Source organism: Verrucomicrobiota bacterium, assembly GCA_027622555.1.
In the GTDB taxonomy this organism is placed as follows: Bacteria; Verrucomicrobiota; Verrucomicrobiia; order Opitutales; family UBA2995; genus UBA2995.
Genome location: JAQBYJ010000012.1, coordinates 43,367 through 57,837 on the forward strand (window position 1 = coordinate 43,367; position 14,471 = coordinate 57,837).

The window sequence follows — 14,471 nt, forward strand, 5'->3', positions numbered from 1 at the left end:
AAACGGCAGAGCTGGAAGCTCTTGCCACATAAAGTAAGAGGATGAGGTTTTTACACACGGACCGCTCGGCGAGCGGTCCCTACCTGCAGGTAGGGCGCTTTCGCCGAAAGCGCCGAGATATTTATTATAATCTACAACCTCGGCATCGTCAGCGCACCATCGACCATAATGACCTGACCGGTCGAGTAGGGGAAGTCACGACGAGCTAACGAAGCAACCGCCTTGCCCACATCTTCTGGGTAGCCCCAGCGTTTGGTTACGCAGAGTCCTTCTTCGATCAATTTGTCATACTTGCCAGTCACTCCTGCCGTCATGTCGGATTTGATGACTCCAGGCCGAATTTCATAAACGGGAATATCGTATTCTCCCAATCTCGCTGCAAAGAGTTGGTTCATCATGCTCAACCCTGCTTTCGCTATGCAGTAGTCCGGGCGATTCGTTGATACCACGGTCGATGAAATCGATGTAATGTTTACGATACACCCTTCGAAAGATTCATCGGACGCTTTGGCTTTAACCATGTCATTGGCTACCGATTGACTAAGAAAAAAAGCCCCCTTCAAATTGGTCGACATTACCAAATCAAAATTTTCCTCGAGCGTATCGAGTATGTCCATTCGACCTGGTGATGTGATCCCTGCATTGTTGACAAGGAGATTAACGGACCCTCCAGCGAGTTTGCGACCCACCTCGAGAATATTGGAACGACCTTCAACTGAACCCACATCACCTTGAGCGTAAGCCACCTCAACGCCTTTTGAACGCAACGCTTCCATGGCTTCGCTTACCCCCTCTTCCGGGCGCATGCCGTTGATCACTATATTCCAGCCTTCATCAGCCAGCTTGGATGCAATTCCAAACCCGATACCCCTTGAACCTCCTGTAACTATCGCCGTTTTCATTAAACCAGATCCTCAACGTTGACCCATTTGCGCTCGTCCCAACTCTTGATACCGAGCTCGGCGAGTTGCACACCCTTGGCACCCTCAAGAAGCGTCCAGCGGAATGGTTCATCAAGGACGATGTGCTTTAAGTAGAGTTCCCACTGGACCTTGAAAGCGTTGTCGTAAACTTCTTGTTCAGGAACTTTTGACCAGTCTTCATAGAAGTCGACCGGTTGTTCGATGTCAGGATTCCAAATCGGTTTAGGCGTGTTGCTGTAGTGCTGAATATAGCAGTCACGCAAAGTAACAACAGCTGAACCTTTTTCGCCATCCACATGAAGCGTAAGCAAATCATCCCGACGAACGCGGGTCACCCAGGAAGAATTGAAGTTCACGATGACTTCTCCATCCGGACCATCAATTTCAAACATGGAGTAGGCAGCATCATCGGCAGTCGCCTTATAGGTGTTACCTGATTCGTCAACGCGCTCAGGAATATGCGTAGCTCCACGACAGTTCACAGATTTTACAGGACCAAACAAGTTGTCCAAAACGTAGCGCCAGTGGCAAAGCATATCGATAATCATGCCACCGCCATCTTCCTTGCGGTAGTTCCAGGAAGGACGTTGGGCAGGAACAGTGTCACCTTCAAATACCCAGTATCCAAATTCTCCCGTCACAGCAAATATACGACCTAAAAATCCATTTTCGATAGCTCGCTTCAACTTCACCAATCCAGGTAGCCAGAGCTTGTCTTGAACCACGCCACTCTTAACGCCTTTTTCCACACAGAAATTATGTAGTTCAACTGCAGTAGCGGTATCAACCGCAGTTGGTTTTTCGCAATATACATGCTTGCCAGCGGTGGCAGCAGCCTTAACCGCATCTGCACGGCGCAAAGTGGTTTGAGCATCAAAGTAAACCGGATAGGCTGGGTCGCTCATTATACTATCCAAGTCTGTTGTCCATTTTTCGATACCAGACTCAGCAGACAACTCCTTGAGCTTAACTTCATTACGACCAACTAAAATAGGATCGGGCATAATTCGCTCGGTGGGGCTCACATGAACGCCACCTTGCTTAATGATTTCGCAAATTGAACGCAACAAATGCTGGTTCTTTCCCATGCGTCCCGTGACGCCGTTCATGATGATTCCGACTGTGTGTGTTTTCATAGCTTTGATTCCTTTGATTAAACTGTTTCTAAGTATGCTTTTTTAATGAGCTCCAAGTATTCGTCCTGATTCATGGCCCAATATTTATTGGAAAATATTTCCACTTCTTCGTACCCGGAAAATCCTGACGCATTTACCCATGTTCGAATCTGTGGAATATCAATAACGCCTTCACCCATCAATCCGCGGTCGTTGAGCATGTCTTCCGGCTGGTCCTTCCAATCGCAAATGTGGAAAGCAAACAAGCGGTTCTTTTCGCCGGCGATCTTGGTTTGGGCCTCCAGTTGGTCATCCCACCAAACATGGAAAACATCCAACGCTATTCCGAGAAAGGGATGGTCGAGCGTGTCGCAAATGGCATTGGACTGAGCCATAGTGTTAACCGCGCTTCGGCTGTCAGCATACATGGGGTGGAGCGGCTCAATTCCAAGTTTTACTCCTGCTGCTTCAGCATGAGGAAGTACCGCGGCGATTCCATCTGTGATTTGCTGACGCGAATCAAATAAAGATTGTCCGGGAGTGGCACCTACAACCAAAACGATTAACGGAGCACCAAGCTCAGCCGCTTCGTCGATGATCTGTTTATTCTCATCAATCGCTTTCTGCCGATCTGTCGCATCAAACCCGGTGAAGAATCCTCCGCGAACGTAGGAAACGATATCGAGACCTTCATCACGAACCATTTGTCCGGCTGCGGTCATGCCGCCACTGTAAGCTTGGGCTGCATCACGCCAGATGGACATTCCCTTTACACCAGCCGCTGCATATTTACTAGCCGCGGTTTCCAAGTTCCATGACTTGGTCGTGATGGTGTGAACACAAAGATTATCGAGGCTTACAGACATCCGAAAAAGGTGTAGTAAGGTTCGTTGTTGATGATGCGCTGAAGATGTAGAGCCGCTTCACGAATATGGTAATCGCCCCACATACTGGATTCTCCACAGGCGATTTTCTGTCCTTCCGGTACGTTGTCCCAACCGTTTGGCTGGTGGTAAATGGAGTGAAGTAATAATCCCTGATGGTTTTCATCCTCGCTCAAATAAGGTGAGGATAGCAGCGATTGCATGGAAGTCAGGCCAGCCTGCCAGTAGTGTTTACCATCTTCGGTATCCCTGCCAAGGTAACGGCCTAGACGAAAGAGTCCTTGAACCCCGATAGCCGCGGCGGTGCTATCGATGGGCTCCCAATCATTATAAGGATTCGAGACTTCATTTTTGTAATCACCGAGTCGATGGAGATTGGGTGCGCCTCCATCCCAGTAAGGAATTCCATCCGTAGCGGTGTTCGCGATAAACCAGTCGCAGGTGGCTTTTGCACCTTTCAGACAGATTGCTTTGAAAGCTTCTTTTCCACCGAGCTCAGCAAATGCGGCATCATCCAGCGTATCGATATACTCAAGCTCTTCAGCGAAGCCAACCATGGCCCAACTCAATCCGCGCGTCCAAGTGGTGAATCCACTGAAGCCTTGTTGGGCATTGGGACAACGGAAGCGGCCGTCATTGGTATTGAAAACCGCTTCGTGTGCAGTGCGACCCCACTCGTCGTAGCTATCGCGTCCTTCGCCATAAAAGATATTGTACTTGGCCGTTGAGCTAATGTGTTGAACCGCGCGCTCCAACAAGCTGATCGGCGAATCATTTTCTCCCATCAAAACATGACCGAGCGAGTGAGCCACCATAAGAATCCGACAGCTGCGAATGGTATCTACAAATAAACTATGCGGGCCGTTGAACGAGTAAACGTATCCACCACCTTCATGGGTTTTCGACCAGCGAGAAGCTTGCACCGCACCACTCACCTTCAAAGCGAGTTCACAGAAATCGATATCTCCCTGAGTGCCTTCAATTTTGCCTTCGCGAATCAATCGCAACCAATTCCCATAACAGCTCAAGTTGTTGAAACCGTGATCGTGAACACCTACGTGACTCACATGACTGGCCATACGGCCGACCGTGTGCTTCTTGCCAAGTTCCAGGAATGTCTCATCGCCCGTGGCATCATATTGAAGAAAGGATGACCCATAGACAAATCCTTCGGTCCATTCGGTCCAACCCATCGCGGTATATTTTCCATCTCTGGTAAATACAGGTGCACCAGAACCGAAGTCGTATTCAGTTTCAATGGAGGCAATTTTTTGACCGGATAATTCCCAGAATCGGGAAAGGGCAGGGCTAAGATCAGAGGGTGAAAGTGTGGTGTTAATTTTCATAGTATTAAAGAAGAGCTATTTGACCTGTAGGAGGGGCTTTATGCCCCGATTGCTTTGTAGCCGTATCGAATGATCGGGGCGTAAAGCCCCTCCTACAGTTTTGATGTGAGCGAGAAGATTGAAAGAAATTCGCATACCGAAATGGACCGGCTTCACATATGACTGGAACCGTTTGTTTTATACTTAATATCATTTCTTTCAATCTGGTGAATCGTTCATTTTAGAAGCGCTTATCCTTCAGCAGATGCACGATCATAATCTGACTATCGGCCAACGCCTCGTAAGCGTGTTCCTGAATCGCATCAAACTGGATACTCTCACCCTCGGAAAGCACATGCGCTTCCTGGGGTAGGGTCAGACTAATCGATCCTTTTAGCACCCAACAGATTTCGTGATCGTCGTGATGCACTTCGGGTTTTGAAATCTTTGCACCAGACTTGGCATTGCCCAAAATACACTTGGCATTGCCATATTGGACTGCCTGAAACTGGAATCCGTCAGAATTATAAGACTGCGCCTGTTTCTTATTGGAGAGTGGTGCCTCGGCCAAGGTCAGAATATCGGTGGCACGCATGCCAAACACGCGGCCAATTTTATAAAGCGTGCTCACCTCAGCCTGAGTCTGATTGCGCTCCAGTTTGGAGATAACTCCCAAGGAGACGCCGCTCTTCTCTGACAAGTCATTCAAAGTCATACCCGAGCGCTTCCGGATCTCCCGGAGAACACTGAAATCAAACATGGGCATGGATAAAACCTCTGAACTCATGCAATCGAGACAAACTAAAATATTTTCTTTTGCAACTAAATAATGATGATTTTTAACGTCAAAAGAAAACTTCGATCTCGGTCACTAGTAGACAATAAAGTAGCATTAAATCCTACTTTATGCTACACATTGCGCAAAATACGAAAAAATGCCATCTACAGAAAAACTCAGTATCACAATCCCCTCTCACTATGCGAAGCTGATTCGGGACAAAGTGAGTTCGGGGACTTATACCTCCAACAGCGAAGTTATTCGTGAAGCATTGCGGGTTTGGGAAAGCCAAAATGAAGTAAAACAAACTCGACTTGACGTTTTGAAACAAGCCATAGGCGAATCTTTGAACGATCCTCGTCCTTCGATTTCTGCAAAGAAAGTATTTGAAGATCTGGAGAGTGGACTGACTTAGAAATGGCTGTTTCCTTCAGGCCTATTGCTCTCGCAGACCTTCGAGAGTAAGCCGACAGGGTCAATAGTCAATTGTCAAGTTCCTCAAACGTTGGACTAGAATGCAACCCGGTTTGAGGCTGAAGGTTTACGTCAAGGGGTGATAGTAAGAATATTGATAACTGACTCCTGACCCTGATAGTTCTCCCCTGACCCTGATAGTTCTCCCCTGATAGTTCTCCCCAATAATTATGGTTATTCTGCATACTGATAGAAAATAACTAACCAAGGAAGTGCTCGAAAGGGCCTACCGAGAATCAAACCCCAGTGGCTAATTATGCACTGGCACCCAGTTTAGAGGCGGATTTATTCGATATCGACCTGATCCATCTCTGTCAGTCCAACCATGATGGGTCATTGCTTCCGTTTGACGGGTTCAAAAACATCGTCAGACCACCTCGTAGCGTTCTACGTGAATATCGTCAGCACGCTGCTTCGCATGCCAAATATCGAAATTCATTTGCATGCGTAGCCAAGTCTCGGCTGTGCCGCCAAAAGCCTTTTCAAGACGGATTGCCATTTCAGGCGATATCCCCGCTTTTTCGTTAACGATATTGCTCAGTGCCTGACGAGACACACCAAGAACACTGGCCCCGTCTGTAACGTTCAGTCCCAACGCTTCAAGACACTCGTGCTTAACGAGTGAGCCGGGATGTGGTGGATTATACATATTCATATCTTTATCTTCCTTTCATAGTCTTCTCTAATGATAATCTATCAATTCGACGTCGTAAGCGTCGCCATCTTCAAAGCGAAAAATGATTCGCCAATTTCCTGAAACACTTATTGACCAAAAGCCTTTTAAATTACCTTTCAAGGAGTGTAGCCTAAACCCTGGCAAGTTAAGGGCGTTAACCTCTTCAGAAGCATCGAGGATCAAAAGAATTCTTCCAATTTTTGGAACATAATCAGCATTTAGCCCGCGCGTAGTTCCCTGTTCGTAGAACTGCTTTAAGCCGCGATGCTTGAAACTCATTATCATTTTTAGATGATTACACAGCATTCGGCGTCACGTGTCAAGTGACACTTATCACAGGAGGTTGAAAGGCAAAGGGTGGAGCCGGCAGGGTCGGAGCCGGCAGGGTCAATGATCAATTGTCAAGTTCCTCAAACGTTGTACTAGAATGCAACCCGGTTTGAGGCTGAAGGTTTACGTCAAGGGGTGATAGTAAGAATATAGATAACTGACTCCTGACCTTGTTAGCTCTCCCATGAATGAGCGATCTAGCGCAGCCACGATCATTAATGTGGCATAAAATCCTACTTTATGCTACTTACTGAGCGAAATAGGAAAAAATGCCATCTACAGAAAAACTCAGTATTACCATCCCCTCTCATTATGCGAAGCTGGTTCGGGACAAAGTGAAGACAGGAACTTATTCCTCCAACAGCGAAGTAATTCGCGAAGCACTGCGGGTTTGGGAGACCCAAAATGACGTAAAACAAACTCGCCTTGACGTATTGAAACGAGCCATTGGTGAATCTTTGAATGATCCCCGGCCGTCAATCCCTGCGGAGAAAGTATTTGAAAATCTGGAAAGTGGACTGACTTAGAAATGGCCGTTTCCTTCAGGCCTATTGCTCTCGAAGACCTGCGACAGATCCGAGATTATATCGCGGAAGACAATGTGGATGTCGCACGCCGATTCATAGCCTCCCTTCGTGATCATTGCCAAAAACTTGATCAAGCTCCGCTTATCGGTCGTGCAAGGAATGAATTGGCTGAAGGAATACGCAGCCTTCCATTCGGCCATTACCTTATTTTCTACAGAGTCTTAAACACGGGGAAACCTGAGATCGTCCGTGTGCTACATGGAGCAAGAGATCTGGAGGCGCTTTTTGACGAAACTTAAATCCGGCCAAACCAACGCGAGGATTACTCGTCTGGATGAGCGGGTCGTCCGCAAGTGAATGATAGGCCTGTCGGATCATGTCCTGGTATATCCGAAGCTGGACCGAACCTGACGGTCGCGCGCGTGGTTCAGGATTGCCTCAAGGTCGCTTTCAGCCGGAGCTGTAAGTTAAATCGTCAAGTCTTGGTGAGCTCGCTCCCGATTCGTAAATCCTTGGTAGAGGAAACTAATGGTGTCGGTATCGAGCAAATTTGAGCCATGTTTGGCGACAGGCAAAATACACGGTCGCGAGCAAGCTTGCTTACAGGCTCGATACGAACTCTTATCCTAATAATGAAGGCCTTTACAGCTCTTCGATCCAGATATTGCGGAACTGGATGCGATTGCTGTGATCCTGCAGCATAATGGGTCCAGGCTCTTGAGGTGGTAAATTCGTTCTGTTGGCTTCCAAGTGCTGAGTCGCGTGGAAAAGCTCCTGGTCGTTGTGAATGAGAACCCCGTTGTGCCGCACGGTAATGTGAGGACGTTTCACCAACTCACCATCCTTATAACGCGCTGCCTTATATTCCACATCGTAGGTTTGCCACTGGAGGGGAGGGCGTGCGGCATTTACTTTGGGTGCTACCAAGCGATACAATCCGCCGCATTCATTCCAGTAACCACCAAGGCCATAGCTGTTTAGAATCTGAACCTCGAAAGCTATGCCCGTATCACTGCCCTGAAAGAATAAGCCGCTATTGCCACGTCCCTGACCGGATTTTCCGGGTTCGACGGGATAGCGAAACTCCATGTGGTATCGCACGTCCTTGAAGGTGTCCTTGGTCATGATGGCACCACCGACAGGCGGCTTGGCGTTTTTGTGTGCCGCGCTGGGATTTATTTCCATGTAACCCTCTTCGGTTAAAGTCCAGGTCATGGGGCGGCCATCGGGGTGAACCCAAGCATCGAAGTTGGATCCATCAAAGAGCACTTTTGCTCCCTCCGGCGCCCTTTGCCCCAAGGTCGGAGATTCCAGTTCAACGCGTTTCAACAGAAACTTGGCCACCATTCCATAAACAGTGCCATGGCCGTGAAGGCCTCTTTCATCGACCTCAAAAACCCACCCGTCTTTTCCGAAGCTGATGACCTCTTCAAACAAGAGCGCACCCGTGGCTTGGTAGTAGGGATCTGCCCGTCGGTCGAGATTCTGGACGAACTTCACATCGTAGACTCCGATATCGACGTTGATAACCTGTGCTGAAAGCGTCGGATTAATTTGCTGATAAGACTTGTCCGGAGCCTCATACCATTCGCCTACATAGTTTCCCATGAGTTTGAGGTCGGCTTCGGCAATCTCTGTCCAGTCTGCGCTCGCGATAGTGGCGTTTGCTCCGGCCAAAAAGAGCCAAGCACTTAAGAGTTTGGGAATCGTGTTGTTTACCATAATAAATTGCTTGAGATTATGAGGCGGAAGCTAGCGCGACAGCCGCCGAAAACCAAGTTCTTTTGCCGAGGTTGCTAAATCTTCCTAATACTTCTGCTATTCGCTTGAAAGGATTCAAGTGAAACCTCTGATTGCTACTATGAAGGTCGCCGTTTTCAGCACCCGCAAGTATGATCAGAAGTACTTCGACCAAGCCAATGCGTCCACAGGCCACGAGCTTGTTTACTACGAAAATCTCTTGCGAGAGGAAACAGCTCAACTGGCCACCGATTGCGAATGCGTCTGCGCGTTCGTGAATGATAAACTGAACCGCAATACCCTCGCTCTGTTGGCTCGAGGGGAAACCCGACTCGTCGCCATGCGTTGCGCTGGCTACAATAATGTGGATCTTGAAGCAGCCCGCGAATTTGGAATTACACTGGTTCGAGTCCCTGCTTATTCGCCCCATGCGGTTTCAGAGCACGTCATTGCGATTCTTATGGCACTCTATCGGACAACCCATCGCTCGCACAACCGGGTTAGGGAAGGAAACTTCTCCCTCGAAGGTATGGTGGGGCATGAAGTATTCGGAAAAACCGTCGGCGTAATCGGCACCGGAAAGATCGGATCCCTTGTTGCCAAACTATTTCTCGGCTTCGGGTGCAAGGTCTACGCTTTCGACACGTATAAGAGTGATGAGTTGATCAGCTGGGGTATCCAATATGAAGACCCCGATTCTCTGTGGTCGACCTGCGATATTATTTCGCTTCACTGCCCATTGCTTCCAGCCACCAAACACCTGATCAACGATGAAACGCTTTCGAAAATGAAACAGGGAGTAACCATCATCAACACGAGCCGCGGAGCCTTAATTGATACAGCCGCCGCATTTCGCGCGCTCAAGTCTGGCAAACTCGGCTACTTCGGCATCGATGTTTATGAAGAGGAGGACAACCTGTTTTTCGAAGATCTTTCCTCCGAAATTGTCCAGGATGACCTTTTCATGCGTCTGACCACATTTCCGAATGTTTTCATAACCGGTCACCAAGCCTTTTTTACCGATACCGCACTTCGAAATATCGCAGATACGACCCTGTCGAATATAACCGAATTCGAAACAACCGGGACCTGCACCAACCTTGTTTCCTAGCTAAACGAGTGTTTTTAATAAAAATACCCCAACCAGCGTTACGCTACATGGCGTAGTTTTTAGCTTGCTAGAACGCTACTCGGCGTTACGCTAACTGGCGTAACAATGAAAAATCCATTCACATTCGGAAGAGTTGTAAACGGTGAGGACTATTGTCCCAGACCGGAACAGGAAGCCTTGCTAACCCAATCCATTCGCAGTGGGCACAATATAGCTGTGATCGGCCAGCGGCGGGTCGGTAAAACCTCGATCATTCTCAGAACAGCCAACGCGCTGCCAGGAACACACTTATTATATGTAGACCTCTTGGCGGTGAATACCGTTGCAGAGATCGGTGAGCGAATAGGACGGGCGTATATAAAACTGGGGCATGCGGAAGGATTTTTTCAACGAGCCATCCAACTCTTCGCCAAACAAAGGCCCTCCGTGAGCTTCGACCCACTTACCGGAACGCCCTCCGTGGGACTCTCTGTGGATCGGTCCCAATCCATGCAAACCCTGGAAGATGTTCTAGATCGGCTGCTGGAAGGGCACAAACGCGATCCGTTAGTCGTGGTGTTTGACGAATTCCAGGATGTCTTGCGAGTGGAGGAACCGCAAAAGGCCCTGGCACTGATGCGCGGAAAGATCCAACACCACGGAGATCTACCTTATGTTTTTTCTGGAAGTATCCGGAGTAAGATGCGCACCATTTTCAACGATCCCGACAGCGCGTTCTTTAAAAGCGCCATCACCTTGGAGCTGGAACCACTTAACCTGGAGGAGTTTGAATCCTTTCTCCGAAAACACTTCGAAAGCGGCAACCGAACAACCGACCCGAACCTGTTTCAAGACATCGCGGATCTGGGGATTCAGATTACTGGCGACGTGCAACAACTCTGTTGGGCCTTGTGGGAAGCGAGCGAACCCGGAGAGGTCGTTGACAAGAACACCATTACCAAAGCACTGGAGCGGATCTTTACCCTGGAACGAATCAGCTACGAAGATACTGTGTCCGAACTCACAGACGTTCAACGACGTTGTCTAGTCAGCCTGGTAAAAACAGGCGGGCAATCCATTCACTCCAAGTTGTTCAAGGAAACCAGCGGAGTCGCCCAATCCAGTTCGATCACCAAGGCTGTGAACCGCCTTTTGGAAAGACGCATTGTCTACAAGTATCAAAAGACCTACCAGGTCGCTAATCCGTTCTTTGCTGTTTGGCTTAGCCAGAAAGACTATATTTAGGAGACTCGGAGACTCGCTTCCCAGGCAAGCATCACTTTCTTACGAGGTAATCCCCAACGATAACCGCCCAAATTACCGCCTTTACGAATCACTCGATGGCAGGGAATCAACCAGGAAATGGGGTTGTCCCCAACGGCACTGGCTACCGCTCGGGTGGCAGTTGGTCGACCGATGGCTTCAGCCAAATCCGAATAGGTGCAAAGGGAACCGGAAGGAATTTCCAACAACGCTTTCCACACCTGAACCTGAAACGTGGTGCCTCTCACAAAGAGTGGAAGTTTCTTCTCGCCGGTTGAAGAATCTTTGAACAATTGCCTGGCAAATGGCGCAGCCCTCGCATCGTTTCTCTCGGCACGCGCTAGAGGCCAATACTCTTCGATCGCTTCTCTTGCCAACAGCTCGCTCGGCTCAGGCAAAAAGAAAGATCCGCAAAGACCACGATCACAAATCGCGAGAACCACGATTCCGAACCGAGTGGGGTACATGCCAAATTCAATGGTTAAACCTTCTCCGCCAGTTTTATACTCACCGGGCGTAATCGATTCCATGCTGACAAACAAATCATGCAAGCGCCCTGGCCCAGACAAGCCACTATCCAACGCCGAATCCAGGACAGATTGATTATCATCCAGACGTGATTTGGCATATTCGAGAGTAAGATACTTCAGAAATTGTTTAGGAGATATCCCCACCCATTTTTTAAACACTCGTTGAAAGTGCTCGGGACTCATCCCGACCCGCCGGGCCAATTCGTCCAAACCAGGTTGGTCCTGAAAATGATCTCCCAAGTGCTGGATAATAGCTTCGATCTGGTCGTAATGCATGACGGTTAAAAGATAACAAATCGAATAACACGGAATCCACCCGATTCTTGCGAATTTGTTAAGGAACTGGCTAAATAGTTTCCGTAGTTTTGAAAAGAAGACCTGTTACGCTCGATACTAAAATTCTTGGAGCCGTTAGATAAAAGAAGGTGCTCACAAGAAATCCTAGACTTCGAAGGGCCGATGTTTTGAAGTTTAAATCGCCAGAGAGCCGAAGGCATTGATTTAACTGTGAGTAATTGACTTCCGGGGATCATATCTGGTTTATAAAGCGCTCATCTAGAGCCGGGAACATGAGCCCGCTCCGCAACAGTCATTTCTTAAACCTATGATTCAAGTTTTCTCACCTTATCCAAAAGGGTTCAACTTTAGGAAGTATACCCTATCAAAGCGTATTTTCTGCTATAAAAAAGGAAGAACAATTAATTGAGTCGTAGCTGTAGACTGCATAGACAATCGCCCAATCGAAACTGTCTTAACCGCGGAAGCCTTCTAATAAAATCAGGCATTCGGCCGCCTAAATAGGCACTTATTTATGCAAGGCTTCAAAAAAAGTATTTCAAGTTCTATGCATGGTCTTGTTGCCCAGATTTTCTCACAGCCGAAGCTAAATTCTCAATAGGACACACCAGATAGCCAAAGTGGAAAAACCTTATATCATTGCAATCGTTCCGGCCTTTAACGTAGCGCCCATCCTAAAAAAAACGATTGAAGAAATACCGGCTGATAGTTTCAGAGAAATAATCGTAGTAGATGATGCAAGTACGGATGATACGGCATCCGTTGCGCGACAATTGGGAGTAATTGTTATTACACACCTTGAAAATACTGGATATGGGGGTGCCCAAAAAACCGGCTATAAAAAAGCAATCGAGCTAGGTGCCGAAGGAGTTGTTATGGTCCATGGTGATAATCAATATGATCCAACCATTGCCGACCAATTCGCTAAAAAAATCTCGCAGGAGGGATACGAATTAGTCACAGGTTCACGCATGATACTGGGAGACGTGCTTTCGGCAGGAATGCCGATGTGGAAGTTTATTCCAAACAGATTTCTCACATGGCTGGAAAACAATGTTTTCGGCACTCATATTTCAGACTATCATAACGGTTACAGGGCATACTCAGTTGAGTTTTTGAAACAGATTCCGCTAGACCTCCTCTCAAATAAATTTGATTTTGATACTGACATAATGATCCAGGGGGCAATCAGGAATAGCAAAATTGGAGAGATAGCCCATCCAACAAGATATCTCGATGAGAACTCGCAGATGTCATTTGGCAAAGGCATTATTTATGGGCTATGCATTTTAAAAACTGTATCCAAATTTTTGCTGCACAAGGCACGGATTCAACGCCAAAAGGTTTATGAGGCACATTAGGAACAACTCATGCCTATAAAAACGGAAAAGGTACTAGTTACCGGCGGAGCTGGTTTCATTGGCTCGCATGTTTCACGGTATTTGTTGAATACAGGATTTTCGGTTGTTATCCTGGATGATTTAAGCGGAGGATTCGTAGAAAACGTACCAAAAGGAGCAACCTTCGTGAAAGGTAGTATCTTGGATGTTCAGCTTCTTGAAGAGCTGTTCCAGGAAAACCAATTTGATTACGTCGTCCACTTGGCGGCTTATGCAGCGGAGGGGCTGAGCCACTTTATAAAGCGCTTCAACTACAACAATAATCTTATTGGTTCGGTCAACCTGATCAATGAATCGATTAAGCACGATATAAAGTGTTTCGCTTTTAGTTCATCCATCGCGGTGTACGGCACGAATCGACTGCCTATGACAGAAGATCTTACGCCTCAACCCGAAGATCCGTACGGGATTGCCAAGTACGCTGTAGAGCTGGAATTGAAGGTTAGCCAGGAAATGTTCGGATTGAATTATATCATTTTTAGACCTCACAACGTCTACGGTGAATTCCAGCATATTGGCGATAAATACCGCAACGTCATAGGTATTTTCATGAACCAGATCATGAAGAATGAGCCTATTACAATCTTTGGAGATGGCCTACAAACGAGAGCTTTCAGTTATGTCGGAAATATCGCCCCATTCATTGCAGAATCTGTCCAAAAGAAAGACGTGTATAATGAGATTTTTAATATCGGATCCGAAGACTTTATCTCCTTAAATGAGCTAGCGACCATGGTAATGAATGCCATGGGAAAGAAAGTTGAAATAAAAAGAGCGGAGCCGCGGAACGAAGTTAAACACGCCTATTGCAGTCACGAAAAAATCAAATCCTTTTTCGGCGATCGTCAGGAAATAAGCATGGAATGCGGGATCAAAAAAATGGCCGAATGGGCAAAAAATTTCGGCACTAGAGAAAATTCTACCTTTGAGGCCATTGAGTTGCACAAGAATATGCCATCAGGGTGGCAGGATTAGAATCCCCATCTGGTGAGGCCCTTCCAATACTCCAAATGGGCACAGGATTTCCGTAACCGTTCAAACCCATACATTCAGTTTCACCGTTTTTTGGGGGCTAAAAGGCAATTCGGTTTTACTCGAATAACCAGCACACCGCCCAAC

General features: G+C 47.5%; 16 protein-coding genes. 7 read left to right on the plus strand and 9 right to left on the minus strand.

The annotated features are described in order from the left end of the window. Positions 1 to 131: 131 nt before the first annotated feature. The 5 genes from O3C43_05245 to O3C43_05265 form a co-directional block, all read right to left on the minus strand. Positions 132 to 902, minus strand: a complete 771-nt coding sequence (locus O3C43_05245; GenBank protein ID MDA1065888.1) for a 3-ketoacyl-ACP reductase — start codon at positions 900 to 902, stop codon at positions 132 to 134. Continuing rightward, positions 902 to 2,059: a Gfo/Idh/MocA family oxidoreductase gene (locus O3C43_05250; GenBank protein MDA1065889.1), complete on the minus strand. Its 1,158-nt coding sequence runs from the start codon at positions 2,057 to 2,059 to the stop codon at positions 902 to 904. Before O3C43_05250 ends, O3C43_05245 begins: the two co-directional genes overlap by 1 nt. A 17-nt stretch (positions 2,060 to 2,076) precedes the next feature. Further along, positions 2,077 to 2,904, minus strand: a complete 828-nt coding sequence (locus O3C43_05255; protein ID MDA1065890.1) for a sugar phosphate isomerase/epimerase — start codon at positions 2,902 to 2,904, stop codon at positions 2,077 to 2,079. Then, positions 2,895 to 4,268 (minus strand): glycosyl hydrolase, encoded by a 1,374-nt coding sequence (locus O3C43_05260; protein MDA1065891.1) that lies wholly within the window; start codon positions 4,266 to 4,268, stop codon positions 2,895 to 2,897. Before O3C43_05260 ends, O3C43_05255 begins: the two co-directional genes overlap by 10 nt. 220 nt (positions 4,269 to 4,488) lie before the next feature. Beyond that, entirely contained in the window at positions 4,489 to 5,034 is a 546-nt protein-coding gene (locus O3C43_05265; GenBank protein MDA1065892.1) for a helix-turn-helix domain-containing protein, read from the minus strand. A 148-nt stretch (positions 5,035 to 5,182) separates the two neighbouring features. Between O3C43_05265 and O3C43_05270 the strand changes: the two genes are divergently transcribed. Then, positions 5,183 to 5,440: a type II toxin-antitoxin system ParD family antitoxin gene (locus tag O3C43_05270; GenBank protein MDA1065893.1), complete on the plus strand. Its 258-nt coding sequence runs from the start codon at positions 5,183 to 5,185 to the stop codon at positions 5,438 to 5,440. 426 nt (positions 5,441 to 5,866) lie between these two features. Here the strand turns inward: O3C43_05270 and O3C43_05275 are convergent, their stop codons facing one another. Then, positions 5,867 to 6,154: a HigA family addiction module antitoxin gene (locus O3C43_05275; protein ID MDA1065894.1), complete on the minus strand. Its 288-nt coding sequence runs from the start codon at positions 6,152 to 6,154 to the stop codon at positions 5,867 to 5,869. Positions 6,155 to 6,181: 27 nt separating this feature from the next. Beyond that, positions 6,182 to 6,460, minus strand: coding sequence for a type II toxin-antitoxin system RelE/ParE family toxin (locus tag O3C43_05280; protein ID MDA1065895.1), 279 nt, complete (start codon positions 6,458 to 6,460; stop codon positions 6,182 to 6,184). A 314-nt stretch (positions 6,461 to 6,774) separates the two neighbouring features. On the opposite strand from O3C43_05280, the gene O3C43_05285 reads away from it, so the two are divergent. Then, positions 6,775 to 7,032, plus strand: coding sequence for a type II toxin-antitoxin system ParD family antitoxin (locus O3C43_05285; GenBank protein MDA1065896.1), 258 nt, complete (start codon positions 6,775 to 6,777; stop codon positions 7,030 to 7,032). A 2-nt stretch (positions 7,033 to 7,034) separates the two neighbouring features. Beyond that, entirely contained in the window at positions 7,035 to 7,331 is a 297-nt protein-coding gene (locus tag O3C43_05290; protein ID MDA1065897.1) for a type II toxin-antitoxin system RelE/ParE family toxin, read from the plus strand. A 343-nt stretch (positions 7,332 to 7,674) separates the two neighbouring features. Here O3C43_05290 and O3C43_05295 read toward each other — a convergent pair whose 3' ends face one another. After that, entirely contained in the window at positions 7,675 to 8,754 is a 1,080-nt protein-coding gene (locus O3C43_05295) for a DUF1080 domain-containing protein (protein ID MDA1065898.1), read from the minus strand. Positions 8,755 to 8,893: 139 nt separating this feature from the next. Here O3C43_05295 and O3C43_05300 point away from each other — a divergent pair, with 139 nt between their 5' ends. Together O3C43_05300 and O3C43_05305 are read left to right on the plus strand one after the other, a co-directional pair. Beyond that, a complete protein-coding gene (locus O3C43_05300) occupies positions 8,894 to 9,883 on the plus strand; it encodes a 2-hydroxyacid dehydrogenase (GenBank protein MDA1065899.1) in 990 nt (329 codons plus the stop codon). 105 nt (positions 9,884 to 9,988) lie between these two features. After that, on the plus strand, positions 9,989 to 11,107 hold the full coding sequence (locus tag O3C43_05305) for a hypothetical protein (GenBank protein ID MDA1065900.1): 1,119 nt from the start codon (positions 9,989 to 9,991) through the stop codon (positions 11,105 to 11,107). On the opposite strand, the gene O3C43_05310 is transcribed toward O3C43_05305, so the two are convergent. Further along, a complete protein-coding gene (locus tag O3C43_05310) occupies positions 11,104 to 11,931 on the minus strand; it encodes a methylated-DNA--[protein]-cysteine S-methyltransferase (GenBank protein ID MDA1065901.1) in 828 nt (275 codons plus the stop codon). The two genes, O3C43_05305 and O3C43_05310, sit on opposite strands and share 4 nt — an antisense overlap. A 641-nt stretch (positions 11,932 to 12,572) precedes the next feature. Between O3C43_05310 and O3C43_05315 the strand changes: the two genes are divergently transcribed. After that, a complete protein-coding gene (locus O3C43_05315) occupies positions 12,573 to 13,313 on the plus strand; it encodes a glycosyltransferase family 2 protein (GenBank protein ID MDA1065902.1) in 741 nt (246 codons plus the stop codon). Between the two features lie 9 nt (positions 13,314 to 13,322). Further along, complete coding sequence (locus O3C43_05320) at positions 13,323 to 14,327, plus strand: NAD-dependent epimerase/dehydratase family protein (GenBank protein MDA1065903.1); 1,005 nt, start codon at positions 13,323 to 13,325, stop codon at positions 14,325 to 14,327. Positions 14,328 to 14,471 lie beyond the last annotated feature (144 nt).

What these genes read in the sequence shown, in the direction of transcription:
- O3C43_05245 (MDA1065888.1), bottom strand. Translation starts at nt 902, where the DNA reads ATGAAAACGGCGATAGTTACAGGAGGTTCAAGGGGTATCGGGTTTGGA.
- O3C43_05250 (MDA1065889.1), bottom strand. Translation starts at nt 2,059, where the DNA reads ATGAAAACACACACAGTCGGAATCATCATGAACGGCGTCACGGGACGC.
- O3C43_05255 (MDA1065890.1), bottom strand. Translation starts at nt 2,904, where the DNA reads ATGTCTGTAAGCCTCGATAATCTTTGTGTTCACACCATCACGACCAAG.
- O3C43_05260 (MDA1065891.1), bottom strand. Translation starts at nt 4,268, where the DNA reads ATGAAAATTAACACCACACTTTCACCCTCTGATCTTAGCCCTGCCCTT.
- O3C43_05265 (MDA1065892.1), bottom strand. Translation starts at nt 5,034, where the DNA reads ATGAGTTCAGAGGTTTTATCCATGCCCATGTTTGATTTCAGTGTTCTC.
- O3C43_05270 (MDA1065893.1), top strand. Translation starts at nt 5,183, where the DNA reads ATGCCATCTACAGAAAAACTCAGTATCACAATCCCCTCTCACTATGCG.
- O3C43_05275 (MDA1065894.1), bottom strand. Translation starts at nt 6,154, where the DNA reads ATGAATATGTATAATCCACCACATCCCGGCTCACTCGTTAAGCACGAG.
- O3C43_05280 (MDA1065895.1), bottom strand. Translation starts at nt 6,460, where the DNA reads ATGATAATGAGTTTCAAGCATCGCGGCTTAAAGCAGTTCTACGAACAG.
- O3C43_05285 (MDA1065896.1), top strand. Translation starts at nt 6,775, where the DNA reads ATGCCATCTACAGAAAAACTCAGTATTACCATCCCCTCTCATTATGCG.
- O3C43_05290 (MDA1065897.1), top strand. Translation starts at nt 7,035, where the DNA reads ATGGCCGTTTCCTTCAGGCCTATTGCTCTCGAAGACCTGCGACAGATC.
- O3C43_05295 (MDA1065898.1), bottom strand. Translation starts at nt 8,754, where the DNA reads ATGGTAAACAACACGATTCCCAAACTCTTAAGTGCTTGGCTCTTTTTG.
- O3C43_05300 (MDA1065899.1), top strand. Translation starts at nt 8,894, where the DNA reads ATGAAGGTCGCCGTTTTCAGCACCCGCAAGTATGATCAGAAGTACTTC.
- O3C43_05305 (MDA1065900.1), top strand. Translation starts at nt 9,989, where the DNA reads ATGAAAAATCCATTCACATTCGGAAGAGTTGTAAACGGTGAGGACTAT.
- O3C43_05310 (MDA1065901.1), bottom strand. Translation starts at nt 11,931, where the DNA reads ATGCATTACGACCAGATCGAAGCTATTATCCAGCACTTGGGAGATCAT.
- O3C43_05320 (MDA1065903.1), top strand. Translation starts at nt 13,323, where the DNA reads ATGCCTATAAAAACGGAAAAGGTACTAGTTACCGGCGGAGCTGGTTTC.